The sequence below is a fragment of the Miniimonas arenae genome, assembly GCF_006351005.1.
Lineage (GTDB): Bacteria > Actinomycetota > Actinomycetes > Actinomycetales > Beutenbergiaceae > Miniimonas > Miniimonas arenae.
On record NZ_VENP01000042.1, the window covers coordinates 13641 to 27326 of the forward strand.

13 protein-coding genes are annotated in these 13686 nt (G+C 74.4%); 6 read left to right on the forward strand and 7 right to left on the reverse strand.

Features of this window, described 5'->3' with window-relative positions; genetic code table 11:
• Positions 1 to 144: 144 nt before the first annotated feature.
• The 5 genes from FH969_RS10920 to FH969_RS10940 all read right to left on the reverse strand — a co-directional run bounded on the left by FH969_RS10920 (position 145) and on the right by FH969_RS10940 (position 6392).
• Positions 145 to 909: a Maf family protein gene (locus tag FH969_RS10920; protein WP_139987254.1), complete on the reverse strand. Its 765-nt coding sequence runs from the start codon at positions 907 to 909 to the stop codon at positions 145 to 147.
• Positions 910 to 917: 8 nt separating this feature from the next.
• Positions 918 to 2621 (reverse strand): DUF885 domain-containing protein, encoded by a 1704-nt coding sequence (locus tag FH969_RS10925; protein ID WP_108717986.1) that lies wholly within the window; start codon positions 2619 to 2621, stop codon positions 918 to 920.
• A gap of 938 nt (positions 2622 to 3559) precedes the next feature.
• On the reverse strand, positions 3560 to 4219 hold the full coding sequence (locus FH969_RS10930; protein WP_108717985.1) for a MarR family winged helix-turn-helix transcriptional regulator: 660 nt from the start codon (positions 4217 to 4219) through the stop codon (positions 3560 to 3562).
• A gap of 128 nt (positions 4220 to 4347) precedes the next feature.
• Positions 4348 to 4764: an acyl-CoA carboxylase subunit epsilon gene (locus FH969_RS15805; protein WP_234417763.1), complete on the reverse strand. Its 417-nt coding sequence runs from the start codon at positions 4762 to 4764 to the stop codon at positions 4348 to 4350.
• Positions 4761 to 6392: an acyl-CoA carboxylase subunit beta gene (locus FH969_RS10940; RefSeq protein ID WP_108719980.1), complete on the reverse strand. Its 1632-nt coding sequence runs from the start codon at positions 6390 to 6392 to the stop codon at positions 4761 to 4763. The genes FH969_RS15805 and FH969_RS10940 overlap by 4 nt, the downstream gene beginning before the upstream one ends.
• Before the next feature lie 74 nt (positions 6393 to 6466).
• Here FH969_RS10940 and FH969_RS10945 point away from each other — a divergent pair, with 74 nt between their 5' ends.
• The 5 genes from FH969_RS10945 (at position 6467) to FH969_RS10965 (ending at position 11534) form a co-directional block, all read left to right on the forward strand.
• Positions 6467 to 7513 (forward strand): biotin--[acetyl-CoA-carboxylase] ligase, encoded by a 1047-nt coding sequence (locus FH969_RS10945; RefSeq protein WP_139987255.1) that lies wholly within the window; start codon positions 6467 to 6469, stop codon positions 7511 to 7513.
• Between the two features lie 55 nt (positions 7514 to 7568).
• Complete coding sequence (locus FH969_RS10950; RefSeq protein WP_139987256.1) at positions 7569 to 8738, forward strand: adenylate/guanylate cyclase domain-containing protein; 1170 nt, start codon at positions 7569 to 7571, stop codon at positions 8736 to 8738.
• Positions 8739 to 8805: 67 nt separating this feature from the next.
• A complete protein-coding gene (locus tag FH969_RS10955) occupies positions 8806 to 9489 on the forward strand; it encodes a response regulator transcription factor (RefSeq protein WP_108717982.1) in 684 nt (227 codons plus the stop codon).
• Between the two features lie 35 nt (positions 9490 to 9524).
• Complete coding sequence (locus FH969_RS10960) at positions 9525 to 10847, forward strand: ATP-binding protein (RefSeq protein WP_139987257.1); 1323 nt, start codon at positions 9525 to 9527, stop codon at positions 10845 to 10847.
• A 78-nt stretch (positions 10848 to 10925) separates the two neighbouring features.
• The gene (locus tag FH969_RS10965; protein WP_108717980.1) at positions 10926 to 11534 is read left to right on the forward strand and encodes a GtrA family protein; all 609 of its coding nucleotides are present in this window, start codon (positions 10926 to 10928) and stop codon (positions 11532 to 11534) included.
• A 56-nt stretch (positions 11535 to 11590) separates the two neighbouring features.
• On the opposite strand, the gene purE is transcribed toward FH969_RS10965, so the two are convergent.
• Positions 11591 to 12175, reverse strand: coding sequence for a 5-(carboxyamino)imidazole ribonucleotide mutase (gene purE, locus FH969_RS10970; RefSeq protein ID WP_139987258.1), 585 nt, complete (start codon positions 12173 to 12175; stop codon positions 11591 to 11593).
• A 1-nt stretch (position 12176) separates the two neighbouring features.
• A complete protein-coding gene (locus FH969_RS10975) occupies positions 12177 to 13319 on the reverse strand; it encodes a 5-(carboxyamino)imidazole ribonucleotide synthase (protein WP_139987259.1) in 1143 nt (380 codons plus the stop codon).
• Between the two features lie 79 nt (positions 13320 to 13398).
• Here FH969_RS10975 and FH969_RS10980 point away from each other — a divergent pair.
• Positions 13399 to 13686 (forward strand): hypothetical protein (locus FH969_RS10980; RefSeq protein WP_139987260.1); only part of this gene is annotated, 288 nt, incomplete at its 3' end.

Genomic DNA, 13686 nt, shown 5'->3' on the forward strand with positions numbered 1-13686 from the left:
GTGTGGTTGTAGGACACCGACAAACGCCGGGCGTCGGATGCGGTCCCAGGGCGTCCGTGGGCGGGCGTCGGTCGTGGGGTGCGGCCAACGCGTCCACCAGGCTGACGGCACGTGGTCGACGCCGCAGGCCGGCTCGGGGAGCGATCAGGCCGGTTCGGGGCCCGGGTCGCCCGGGGCGGCCCACAGGTCGGTCCAGCGCAGGCCGTGCGCCCGCACGAGGGTTCGCAGCGTCGGCAGGCTCAGGCCGATGACGCCGTGGTGGTCGCCCTCGACGCCCGTCACGAACGCGCCGCCGTAGCCGTCGAGCGTGAACGCACCGGCGACGGCGAGCGGCTCGCCCGTCGCGACGTACGCCGCGATCTCCTCCTCGTCGACCTCGGCGAAGTGCACCCTCGTGCTGCTGACGGCCGCGTGCGCGGCGGGCCGGGCCGCCGCGGTCGCCCCGGCTGCCTGACGCGGGCCGGGCGGCTCGAGCAGGAGGAGGTGGTGCCCGGTGTGCAGCACGCCCGAGCGTCCGCTCAGGGCGCGCCAGCGCGCGGTGGCGCGCTCCGCCGTCGCCGGCTTGCCGTGCGCCCGGCCGTCCACCTCCAGCAGGGAGTCGCAGCCGAGCACGAGCACTCGGCCCGACCCGGCGTCGTCGCCCGCTGCGCGCGGGCCGGCCCCGAGCCGACGCGCGACGGCGGCCGCCTTGGCGGCGGCGAGCACGGCGACCTGATCGGCGACGGCGAGCGGGTGTCCGGCGTCCGCGGCGGCACGTTCGAGGGCGGCGTCCTCGTCGACGTCGGAGACCACGACGACGGGTTCCACGCCGGCGCGGCGCAGCGTCGTGAGCCGGGCCGGCGACGCGGACGCGAGGACCAGGGTGACGGCGGCGCCCGAGGTGGGCGCCGCCGTCGTCGGCTCGCTCACGGGAGTGCTCAGCGCAGCGCCTGCGCCAGGACGTCGAGGCCGACCGAGCCGACGTCGAGCGCGCGGCGGTGGAAGGCCTTGAGGTCGAAGTCGGCGCCCTCGCGCGCCCGGGTCTCGTCCCGGATGTTCTCCCAGAGGCGCTGGCCGACCTTGTACGCGGGCGCCTGTCCCGGCCAGCCGAGGTAGCGGTCGAGCTCGAAGAGCACGAAGCCCTCGCCCATGTTGACGTTGGCGAAGAGGAACTCCTTGGCCTTGTCGGCGTCCCACGTGCCGCCGCCGAGCTCGGCGGGGGCGGGCTTGCCCAGGTGCACGCCGATGTCGAGCACCACGCGCGCGGCGCGCATCCGCTGGCCGTCCAGCATCCCGAGCCGGTCCGCCGGGTCGTCGAGGAAGCCGAGGTCGGCCATGAGGCGCTCGGCGTAGAGCGCCCAGCCCTCGCCGTGCCCGCTCACCCAGCACGCCAGGCGGCGCCACTTGTTCAGCAGCGCGCTGCGGTAGGTGGTCTGGCCGATCTGCAGGTGGTGACCCGGGACGCCCTCGTGGTAGACGGTCGTCTTCTCGCGCCAGGTGCCGAACTCGGTGATGCCCGCCGGCACGGACCACCACATGCGCCCGGGGCGGGAGAAGTCGTCGGTCGGGCCGGTGTAGTAGATGCCGCCGGTCTGCGTCGGGGCGATGCAGCACTCCAGCCGGCGCACCGGCTCGGGGATGTCGAACTGGGTGTCGGCCAGCGCGGCGACGGCGGCGTCGGACGTCTCCTGCATCCAGCGCTGGAGCTCGTCGGTGCCGTGCAGCTTGCGTGCGGGGTCGGCGTCCAGGCGGGCCATCGCCTCCTCGGGCGTGGTGCCCGCGCCGAACAGCTCCGCGGCGGTGGCCTCCTGCTCGGCGACGACGCGGGCGAGCTCCTCGCGGCCCCACTCGTACGTCTCGTCGAGGTCGATGGTCGCGCCGAGGAACGAGCGGGAGAACAGCTGGTAGCGCTCGCGGCCCACGCCGTCGCGCTCGGGTGCCTGCGCCGCGAGCTCGTCGCGGAGGAACTGGGCCAGCGCGGCGTACCCCTCGCGGGCCCGGGCCGCGCCCGCCTCGAGCGCCGCGGCGTCGCCGCCCTCCTGCGCGCCGCGCGCGGCGAGCTGCGTCCAGAAGGAGCCCTCGGGCGCCGCGAGCTCCTCCGACTGCGCGATGCCGATCTCGACCTGGCGGCGCGCGGCCACCAGGCCCGTCGCGGCCCCCTCGCGCAGCGACTCGACGTACCCGGCGAGCGCCCCGGGCACGTTCCCCATCCGGGTGGCGATCACGGCCCAGTCCTCAGGCGTGTCGGTGGCCATGAGGTCGAAGATGTCGCGCGCCTCCTGCAGCGGTGAGGCGATGTTGTTGAGCGTGGCGAACGCCTCGCCGGCGTCGTAGAGCTCGGACTCCAGGCCGATCCGCTCACGCATCGCGGCCAGCGTCACGCGGTCGACGTCGTCGACCGGCGCCAGCTTCGCCAGCCTGCCGAGCACGGCGGTGCGCTCGGCGTCGAGCTCGGCGAGACCGGCGGGGGAGACGTCGTCGAGCTCGCTCTGGTCGCCGGGCAGGCCGAGGTAGGTGCGCAGCCCGGGGGACAGGCGCGCGAGGGTGTCGACGTACGCGTCGGCGACGGCGTCGATCGCCGTGGGCGTGCGGGTGGCGGTCGCCTCGTCGGCGGTGGAGGGGGTGGGGGTGGTGTCGGTCACTCGCCCAGCGTACGAGGGCGCGCCACGCGAATCATCGGGCGCGTGGGGGTGCCTGGTGGCTGGTGTGGCCCTTGGGGCTGCATGAGGGCGCGTGGGCTGCGTCGGGGCGGCCGGGTGCCCGGGGCGGGTGGAGCCGCGTGAGTCACGTCCGAGCGTGGGCACGTCCGGCGCGCGTCGTGTCCGACCAGCGGCCTCGTCGTCGGGGGTCGTGGTAGTGGGGGTCCTGGTACTGGGGCCGTGGTCGTCGGCGGGCCGTCGCGCGGGCGGTGGTCTGTGGTGTGTTAGGGAAGGTTCGTACCCGCATCATCGAGCACGGCCCCCCGGCACCATTGAGAACTGCCGAGGGGCGCCGCGGCGAGGGCTCCCCGAGGATCCGCCGTCGACAAGCCCTGCGGGATCGCACCTCGGTGCCTTCTTGCCACCGCGTGGGACCGGGTGCGTGGGCGGAGGTGCGTTCGGGATGGTTCGTAGCCTCACCATCGGGGTCGGGGCATGCGGGGTCGGGGCATGCGGGGTCGGGGCATGCGGGACCGGGCGCGTGGGACCGGGCGCGTGGAACCGGCTCGCGGGACCAGGTCCGCGGGACCGGGCGGTCGTCGACGACCCGTCTGTCGAGGCTTACGTTGCGTCCCACAGTCGCTCGCTGCTCGGGTCAGCCACGGCGCGCAGCTGGTCGACCGTCTGCCGAGGCCGTCGGAGCTGGGGTGGATGGCGAGGTGGTGAGGGTGCGAACGAACCCACGACACATGTGTGCCGCCGTCCGGCTGGGACGTCGAGCGGGTCCGCGTCGGAGCTGGGGTGGATGGCGAGGTGGTGAGGGTATGTGTGTTGCCGTCCGGCTGGGGCGTCGAGCGGGTCCTCGTCGAAACCGGGACCTCGAAGGACCGGCCCCGCGTCGGGTCGGCGCTCGGTATGTCGGCGAGTAGCGCCACGAGTGGTCAGCGCATGTCGTCCCCGGAGCCGGACTCGGACACCGGCGGATAGACGCCCGGCGGCGGTGTGACGGGAGGGATGCGAGAAGGCCGAGTCCTCCGGGACTGTGCGAGTCCGTCCTCGAGCGCGCGGAGATCCTCGAGCAGGGCGCGTGCGGCCGCGGAGCCGGGCGCGAACCCGGCCGCGCGCTCGACCCGCTCGCGGCAGGCAAGCCCTGCTCGCACCACACGCGCTCCGCGATGCGTCACGCGGATGAGGCAGGCGCGCGCGTCGGCGTACGCCTCGCTGCGTGTCAGCAGGCCGCGGTCGACGAGCACCCGCACCACGGGCGAGATCGTCGATCGAGCCATGCCGATGCTGTCCGCCACCTCGCCCGGTGTGGTGGGAACGCTCCGGGCGGCCTCGTGGAGCACCATCCACTGCGGAAACGTCACCTCGTGGAAGGCGAGATCGTCGTTGAGGCGAGCCTGGAGCTCCCGCGCTGCGCGGGTCAGACGTCCAGCGAGGGAGTCGGTGACGGGGTCCAGAACGTCCCAGAGGCCGTGCCCGAGGTCTGCGGGAGGCGATGCGGCCGCCTCGACGAGACCGAGTACGTGCCGGGTTCGCGGCGTGGTGACTGGTGGGATGCCGTCGGGGGCGTCTGCATCGTGGTACGGCACGTCCATGCCCCGAGCGTGCCTGCCGTCGGCCTCCGAGGTCGGCGTCCGGGTGAGCGCGGTGGACAACGTTCCGCCGGCGCGGGCGTGGGACAACCGCCGGGATGAACGCCGCGCGTACGGCGTCTCGCCGACTCTCAAGGATGAAGCGACCAGCGCCAGGAGTCCGGCCCGCGTGCGGGCAGGCCGCGGTCGCCCAGGCGCAGCTGGTGGGACCGGTCGGTCCAGCGGTGCCGCACGGCCTCGGCCTCCTCGGGGGCGGCCGCCGCGGCCGAGGCCGCCGTGAGGCCCGCGATGAGGGCCGCGAGCTCGAGCGCGTCGGGGGTGCCGCGCACCACCCGCACGAGCGGTTCGGGGCCACCCGCGCCGTCGTCGCCCGTGGGGCCGCCGGACGCGCCCGCGTCCGACCCGTCCGCGCCCGCCGCTCCGCCCGGGCGCGTGGCGCCGTCGTCGGGGATCTCGCCGAACACCTCGCCGAGCCGGGTGCGCTCGGACGCCCCGGGCCGGTCGGCGCCGGTCGCGCCGCCCAGGTCGACGGCAGCGTCGCTGCTCACAGCGGGATGTTCCCGTGCTTCTTGGCCGGGAGCCCGGCGCGCTTGGTGCGCAGCGCGCGCAGCGCCTGCACCACCTGCGCTCGGGTCTCCGACGGCGCGATGACGGCGTCGACGAAGCCGCGGTCGGCCGCCTCCCACGGGTTCACGATCGCGTCGTTGTACTCCGCCACGAGGCGCGCCCGCTCCGCCTCGACGTCGCCGCCCGCCTCCTCGACCGCGCGCAGCGCGCCGCGCTGGAGGATGTTCACCGCGCCGGAGGCGCCCATGACGGCGATCTGAGCGGTCGGCCACGCGAGGTTGACGTCCGCGCCGAGCTGCTTGGAGCCCATCACGATGTAGGCGCCGCCGTAGGCCTTGCGCGTGATCACCGTGACGAGCGGGACCGTCGCCTCGGCATACGCGTAGATGAGCTTCGCGCCGCGCCGGATGATGCCGTTCCACTCCTGGTCCGTGCCGGGCAGGAAGCCCGGGACGTCGACGAACGTGAGGACGGGCACGTTGAACGCGTCGCACGTGCGCACGAAGCGCGCGGCCTTCTCGGCCGCGTCGATGTCGAGCGTGCCGGCCATCACCTGCGGCTGGTTCGCGACGATCCCGACGGCGTGCCCCTCCACGTGCCCGAAGCCCACCAGCACGTTGCGCGCGAAGAGCGGCTGCACCTCGAGCAGGACGCCGTCGTCGAGCACCGCCTCGACCACCGCGCGCATGTCGTACGGCTGGTTGTCGGAGTCGGGGACGAGCGTGTCCAGGGCCAGGTCGGTGTCGCTTCGCTCGAGCGAGGCCTCCTCGGGGTAGGAGGGCGGGTCGGCCAGGTTGTTCGACGGCAGGTACGCCAGCAGCGCGCGGACGTACTCCAGCGCCTCGGCCTCGTCCGCGGCGAGGTAGTGCGCCACACCGGAGCGCTGGTTGTGCGTGAGGCCACCGCCCAGCTCCTCGAACCCGACGTCCTCACCCGTCACGGCGCGGATGACGTCCGGCCCGGTGATGAACATGTTCGACGTCTTGTCGGCCATCACGATGAAGTCCGTGAGCGCGGGGGAGTACACGGCGCCGCCGGCCGAGGGTCCGAGGATGAGGCTGATCTGCGGGATCACGCCCGACGCGGCCACGTTGCGGCGGAAGATCTCCGCGAACTGCGTGAGCGCCGCGACGCCCTCCTGGATGCGCGCGCCCCCGCCGTCGCTGATGCCGACGAGCGGCACGCCCGTGCGCAGCGCGAAGTCCTGGATCTTGGCGATCTTCGCGCCGTGCACCTCACCCAGCGAGCCGCCGAACACCGAGAAGTCCTGGCTGTAGACGCACACGCGGCGCCCGTCGATCGTGCCGTGCCCGATGACCACGCCGTCGCCATAGGGCCGGCGCGCGGCGAGCCCGAAGTTGGTGGACCGGTGCCGGGTGAACGCGTCGATCTCGGTGAACGAGCCCTCGTCCAGGAGCGCGTCGATCCGCGAGCGCGCCGACCCCTTGCCGCGCGCGCCCTGCTTCTGGGCCGCCGCCGCGGCCGGTGCGTCGATCTCCTCGGCGCGACGGCGGTGCAGGTCCTCGAGCCTGCTCGCCGTGGTCGGTGCGGCGGTGGGTGCGCTGGTCGGCTGAGGCGCGCTCGTCGGGGCGGCTGCGGTGTCACTCACGCACGCGAGGCTACCGCTGCACCGGTCCGCGGCCTCGGGCGCGGGGCAGACGGGGTCGGTGCCAGGGTGGAGCCATGACGGACGAGACCGCCGCTGCGGCACCGCACGAGCGAGCGCGCACCGAGGTCGCCGAGTTCGCCGAGTTCGCCGAGGAGCGTGCGACGGCGTTCTCCCGACTCGTGACCGTGGCGGAGGCGGGCTCGACGAACGCCGACCTGGTCGCCGCCCGCGTCGCGGCACCGCAGGACTGGCCGCACCTGTCGGCCCTGCGTGCCGTGCAGCAGAAGGCGGGTCGCGGTCGGGCCGGGCGGACCTGGGTCACCGGGGCCGACGACGCCCTCACGGCCTCGATCGTGGTCGCACCCGCGGAGGTCGCCGGGGCGACCCCCGCCTGGCCGAGCCTCACGCCGGTGGTGGCGCTCGCCGTCGTGCGCGCGCTGCGCGGGTGGGGGCTCGCCGCCGCGATCAAGTGGCCCAACGACGTGGTGCTCGACGGCGTGGAGCCGCCGCTGCCCGGCTGGGGCGAGACGCGCAAGATCGCGGGCATCCTCGCCGAGGTCGTCCCCCCGGCAGCGGGCGGGGCGCCCGCGGCCGTCGTGGGGATCGGCGTCAACGTGGGGCAGCGCGAGCTGCCGGTGCCGTGGGCGACGTCGCTGGCGCTCGCGGGTGTGGCCGTCTCGCCGGCCGAGGTGCTGGACGGGATCGGGCAGGCGTTGCTGGAGCTGCTGCCGCGGTGGACCGCCGGCGAGTCCGCCCTCGCGGACGAGGTCGCGGCCGCGTCCGCGACGCTCGGGCGCCGCGTGCGGGTGGAGACGGGCACCGGCGCGGACCGGGCGGGCGGCAGCGGTGGTGGGGCGCTCGAGGGCGTCGCCGAGGCGCTCGACGGCGAGGGGCGGCTCGTGCTGCGGACCGCGGCGGGGGAGCGCGTCACCGTGGCGGCGGGCGACGTGCACCACCTGCGCCGCGCCGAGCCCGACGCCGTCGGGCGCACCCGAGCAGGCGAGGACGCCGACGCCGTCGGGCGCACCCGAGCAGGCGAGGACGCCGACGCCGTCGGCACCCGCACCGCTGCCGCACCGGAGGAGCCGGCGAGCGACGAGAGGCGACCGGACGAGGCCTGACCCGGCGTCCGCCGAACCCCTCGCGGGCGAGGGCGGCGCGGGTAGGGTCGGGGCCGTGGACGACGTGAACGGGCTGCCCGGCAGCGTCGATGCCGGGACCGACGGGCCCGGTGCGGGCGCCGGTGACGCCCCCGGCAGCGCGGCCGAGGACGCCGTGTCGCCCGCCGTCGCGCAGGACGCGGTCGAGGCGGCCGACGAGGGTCGGCGCACCCTCGAGCGCCAGACGCTCGCCCTGCTCGGCGAGCTGCCCCGCCTGGACGCGTACGACGTCGCCCGGCTGGTCGGCACTAGCGCCGCCCGCGTGCTGCAGTTCTGGCGGGCGCTGGGCTTCGCGGGGGAGCCGGCGTCGAGCCGGGTGTTCACGCACGCCGACGCGGACGCGCTGCGGTCGGCGCTCACGCTGCTGGAGAAGGCGGAGCTGTCCGAGGGCGCGTTCCGCACCCTGATCCGGGCCGCCGCGCACTCGGCGGACCGCCTGTCGCTGTGGCAGGTCGAGGCCCTCGTCGAGGACGCCGAGCGGCGCTACGTGCTCGACAACGTGTCCGCCAGGCTTGTCGTGCTGGACACCATCGACCAGACGATCGACGCGCTCGTGGCCCTGCAGAGCCACGCGTGGCGCCGCCACCTGCTCGCACTGCTCACGCGCACCGAGCGCTCGGTGGGCCGGGCCGGGATGGCCGATCTCGGCGACGAGCTGCCGCTGGAGCGCGCGATCGGGTTCATCGACGTCGTGTCCTACACGCAGCGGACCGCGCACCTCGGTGCGGCGGAGCTGAGCGCGCTCGTGCAGGAGTTCGACGGGCGCGCCCGCGACGTCGTCACCGAGCTGGGCGCGCGCGTGGTCAAGACGCTGGGCGACGGCGTGATGTTCGTGTCCGACGACCTCGGCACGTGCCTCGCGGTCGCGTTCGCGCTGCGGGACACCTTCCGGGAGGGCGCCGTCCCCATCCAGGTGCACGGCGCGCTCACGTGGGGCCGGGTGCTGTCCCGGTCCGGAGACGTGTACGGCCCGACGGTCAACCTCGCGGCGCGTCTGGCCGACCTCGCGCACGCCGGCCAGCTCCTCACGGACGAGGTCACGTGGGCCGTCGCCGAGCACGAGCCGGGTATCGAGGGCTTCGTGGCCGAGGCGCTCCCGCCCGCCCAGGTGCACGGAATCGGCGCGGTGTCGCCGTACCTGCTCCGGCGAACCGGAGAACCGGGCGGGGCGCCCGACGTCGAGTGAGGCGCGCGACGGGACCATACCCGGACCACAGCCAGACTTGGTGAGTCGATTGCACTAGGATCGCCGGGTGACCAAGGTGCTGCTCGCTGAAGACGACCCGGCCATCGCCGAGCCCCTCGCTCGCGCCCTGACTCGCGAGGGGTACGACGTGTCCGTCCACGGGACCGGACGCGGCGCCATCGACGGCGCGCACAGCGCCGACCTCTTCGTGCTCGACCTCGGTCTGCCGGACATGGACGGGCTCGACGTCGCCCGCTGGATCCGCAGCCAGGGCCTCTCGACCCCGATCCTCGTGCTCACGGCCCGCGCCGACGAGGTCGACCTCGTCGTCGGCCTGGACGCCGGGGCCGACGACTACGTGACCAAGCCGTTCCGCCTCGCCGAGCTGCTCGCGCGCGTGCGTGCGCTGCTGCGCCGGGCCGGCGTCGAGGGCGAGGACGCCGACGAGCTGGTCGCCCAGAACGTCCGGGTGGACGTCAGCGCGCACCGCGCGTTCCAGGGCGAGCGCGAGTTGCAGCTGACAGCCAAGGAGTTCGACCTCCTCCGGGTGCTGGTCCGCGAGGCCGGTTCGGTGGTTTCCCGGGACGCGCTCATGCGCGAGGTGTGGGCCTCGGACCCGTCGGGCTCGACCAAGACGCTCGACATGCACGTGTCGTGGCTGCGCCGCAAGCTCGGCGACGACGCCGGCTCGCCGCGGTACATCTCCACCGTGCGCGGGATGGGCTTCCGGTTCGAGAACGCGGCGGCGTAGTCCGCCGCGCCGAGGCGACTCATCCGGGAGGAACGGTGCAGCGCAAATTCCTCCAGGCGACGGTCGCCTCGGTGCTCGTCGCGATCGTGCTCATCGGCGTCCCCGTCGCGGTGCTCTCGGCGCTGACGGTCCGGCGTGGCATCGAGGGCAACCTCGAGGTGCGCGCCCAGGCGGTGGCGCGCGCCGTCGAGCGCCGCGTCGCGATCAACGAGCCGGTCACCGAAGACCTGCTCATGGACTGGGTGTCGGACGGCAACGAGCTGCCCATGCGGATCGTCGTGACCCCGCCGCGCGGCTCGGTCGTGACGGTCGGCCCCGAGCTGCCGACCCAGCAGGTCGCGCGGAAGATCACCACCGCCTCGGGTGCGGAGGTCTGGGTCGGGATCTCCGGGAACGCCGTTGCGTGGCGGATGGGCGAGGTGGTCGTCTTCGTCGCGTTCGCCTCCGGCGTCGCGGCGGCCGCCGCCGTCGCCCTGGCGCGCTTCCAGGCGCGCCGGCTCGCCGCGCCCCTCATCTATCTCGCCGCGTCGGCCGAGCAGCTCGGCTCGGGCCAGGTGCGACCCCGGATGGCCGAGACCGGAATCGAGGAGATCGACCTGGTCGCCGCCGAGCTCGGCCGCACGTCCGACCGGCTCGCGGCCCGGCTCGCCGCCGAGCGGCAGTTCAGCGCGGACGCCTCCCACCAGCTGCGCACGCCGCTGACGGCGCTGTCGATGCGGCTGGAGGAGATCCAGCTGATGAGTCATGACGAGGAGGTGAGCGAGGAGGCACGGGTCGCGCTGGAGCAGGTCGAGCGCCTCGTCGGAGTGGTCGACGACCTCCTGTCCTCCTCGCGCAAGCAGGCCGGCGGCACCACGCAGGTCGTGCACCTGCGCGAGGTCTTCGACCAGCAGAACGACGAGTGGGGGCCCACCTACACGAAGGCGCGGCGCACCCTCGTGTTCGAGGACGCGGGCACGACGTCGGTGCTCGCCACGCCCGGCGCGCTCGCCCAGGTGCTCGCCACGCTCCTGGAGAACTCGCTCAAGTACGGGGCCGGCACGACGCGGGTGTCCTGCCGCGCGGCGTCAACCCGTCAGCGGGTGGTGATCGAGGTGAGCGACGAGGGCGACGGCGTGGCGCCGGATCTCGCACCGCGGATCTTCGAGCGGTCGGTCTCCGGCGGCTCGAGCACCGGGCTCGGGCTCGCGCTGGCGCGCGACCTCGTGGCCTCCGACGGCGGGAAGCTCGAGCTCGCGCAGGCGGCGCCCGCGGTTTTCCAGATCTTCCTCAGCGCCGTGCCCACCCAGCTCGATCCGGACCGGGTGCTGCCGCCGGGGGCGCTGGTGGCGGTCGGACGGCGGCGCCGGCGGCCCTGAGGCGCGGGCAGCGGCCACGATGCGGTGAGTCTGGACCACGGACTGCCTCGCAGCGCGGCGGACTAGACTCAGCGCGCCATGTCGACACCAGACCCTTCCACTGCGGTTTCCCCTCCGCTTGCGCTGACGACCGGGGCCCGCGCGGTCCGCGCCCTGCGCCAGTTCGTGAAGTTCGGCCTCGTGGGTGGGGCGGGCGTCGGAGTCAACATGGCCGTCGCCGTGGTGATGAACAAGGCCAACGGCGGCACCGCGAACGCCCAGGACGTGCTCTTCGCGATCCCGGGCACCGACTTCAACGTGCGCTTCACGTCGCTCGTGTGGATCGTCGGGTTCCTCGTGGCGAACCTCTTCAACTTCCAGCTCAACCGGTCGTGGACGTTCCGGTCCGCGAACCGGGCCCCGTGGCTGCAGGAGTTCGGCCCGTTCCTCCTGGTCGGCAGCGTGGCGGCGTTCGTGGGGCTGTTCCTCAAGGTCGCGCTCACCAACCCGACCTCGCCGATCTACCTCGCCTCGGACTGGTTCCACGAGGACGCCGGCCTGCACTCGCGTGAGTACTGGGCGCAGCTCATCACCATCGTCGTGACGATGCCCGTGAACTTCCTCGTCAACAAGCTCTGGACGTTCCGGCACGTTCGCAACCGGCACCTGGCGCGCGTGGAGGAGATCGAGCGGACCAAGGCCGCCTGAGCCCGGTTGCCGGCAGACCCCGAGCGACTCGGCTCAGCCCGACGGGTCTGACGGGCTCAGCCCGCGCTGAACCCGGTCGCCTGCGTGCGTCCCTGCCGCAGCTTCGCGCCCTTGGCGCGGGCGACGTCGGCGAGGTCCGCCTGGAACGCCTCCATCGCGGGGCGCAGGCGCGCCGCGAGTGAGTCGCCGCCGGCGGCAAGGATTCTCAACGCGAGCAGGCCGGCGTTCCGCGCTCCGCCGATCGAGACCGTGGCCACCGGCACGCCCGCCGGCATCTGCACGATCGACAGGAGCGAGTCCATCCCGTCGAGGTGCCGCAGCGGCACGGGGACGCCGATGACCGGGAGCGGGGTCACCGCGGCCAGCATCCCGGGCAGGTGGGCGGCTCCGCCCGCCCCCGCGATGATGACGCGCAGCCCACGATCGGCGGCGGAACGTCCGTACTCGATCATCTCGGTCGGCATGCGGTGCGCCGAGACGATGTCGACCTCGACCGGCACGTCGAACTCGGCGAGCGCCAGGGCGGCTGCCTCCATCGTGGGCCAGTCCGAGTCCGAACCCATGACGATGCCGACGAGCGGCTGGACGGGATCGCCGGCGGAACTCCCCGCGGCGGCGGGGGTGGGATTCGGCTGCGACATGTCAGTCCTCTCCGGACAGCAGGGCGACGGCGCGCGCGGCCTGCGCGCGGGCCATGTCGAGGTCGTCCCCCACGGCGGTGACGTGACCGAGCTTGCGGCCCGGCCTGACCTCCTTGCCGTACAGGTGCACCTTGACACCAGGCAGCTCCGCCATGAGCGCGGGATACGCGGTGGTGGGCTCGGCGAGCTCCGAGCCCAGAAGGTTGGCCATCACGGCGACGCGCTCACGTTGATCGGTCGCGCCGAGCGGCAGGTCGAGCACGGCTCGCAGGTGCTGCTCGAACTGGGACGTCGTGTGGGCGTCGATGGTCACGTGCCCGGAGTTGTGCGGCCGCATGGCGAGCTCGTTCACGCTGAGGCGGCCGCCGTGCTCCTCGCCCTCCTCGAGGAAGAGCTCGACGGCGAGCACCCCGGTCACGCCGAGGCCCTCCGCCACGAGGCGAGCGATCCCCTCGGCGGCGCGGGCGGTGCTGGGGTCGAGGTCGGGTGCAGGGGAGAGGACCTCCGCGCACACGCCGTCGCGCTGGATGGTCTGCACGACCGGCCAGGTGCGCATCTCCCCGCTCGGCCGACGCGCGACCAGGGCCGCGAGCTCGCGGGTGAACGGCACACGCTCCTCCAGCAGCACCGGGGTGTCCGGGCCCATCGGGAAGGGGACCTGCTCGCCGTCGTGCACGATCGCGACGCCCTTGCCGTCGTACCCGCCGCGAGGAGTCTTGGCGACCACGGGCCAGCCGACGCGCGCGCCGAACGCGGCCACGTCATCCGGCGTGCGTGCGACGGCCCAGCGCGGGCACGGAACGTCCAGCGCGGTGAGCCGCTCGCGCATGGCGATCTTGTCCTGCGCGTGCAGGAGGGCCTCGGGTCCGGGCTCGACGGCGTGGCCCGCCGCGCGGATCGCGGCGAGGACGTCGTTCGGGACGTGCTCGTGCTCGAAGGTGAGCACGTCGGCGCGAGAGGCGATCGCGGTGAGCGCCTCGCCGTCGGACGCCGCGCCGACCACCGAGTCGGGGACGACCTGCGCGGTCGCCGAGCCCGGGTCCTCGACGAGGGCGACGAGGTGGACCTGGAGGCCGATGGCGGCCTGCTGCATCATCCGGGCGAGCTGACCGCCGCCGACGACGGCGACCGTGGGCTGGGGCATGCGTGGAGCCTACCGAGCGGCGTGGCCAGGCCCGAAGGCGGGGTGCGGGGCGCCCGGCTGTGCCAGAGTGGCACAGTCCGTGTCCGACGACGAGCAGCCCTGGGACGAACCCGATGAACCGACGCGCGGCCTCAGCCGCACTCCTCGCACTCCTCATGCTGGGCGGCGGTGGCACGGCGACCGCGACACCGGCGCAGAGCGCGAGCACGGTGCCGACCGCGACACCGACGGCGAGCGCCGCTCCCAGTGCGACCTCGACGCCAACGAGCACGGCGTCGGCCACAGCCACGGCATCCGCCTCGCCGTCGCCCTCCCCGACGTCGGCGCCCTCGGCATCGGCGCCCGCGTCTCCGACGGCGAACCCGAG

What these genes read in the sequence shown, in the direction of transcription:
- FH969_RS10930 (WP_108717985.1), bottom strand. Translation starts at nt 4,219, where the DNA reads ATGGACGTGCCGTACCACGATGCAGACGCCCCCGACGGCATCCCACCA.
- FH969_RS10945 (WP_139987255.1), top strand. Translation starts at nt 6,467, where the DNA reads ATGACGGACGAGACCGCCGCTGCGGCACCGCACGAGCGAGCGCGCACC.
- FH969_RS10965 (WP_108717980.1), top strand. Translation starts at nt 10,926, where the DNA reads ATGTCGACACCAGACCCTTCCACTGCGGTTTCCCCTCCGCTTGCGCTG.
- purE (WP_139987258.1), bottom strand. Translation starts at nt 12,175, where the DNA reads ATGTCGCAGCCGAATCCCACCCCCGCCGCCGCGGGGAGTTCCGCCGGC.
- FH969_RS10975 (WP_139987259.1), bottom strand. Translation starts at nt 13,319, where the DNA reads ATGCCCCAGCCCACGGTCGCCGTCGTCGGCGGCGGTCAGCTCGCCCGG.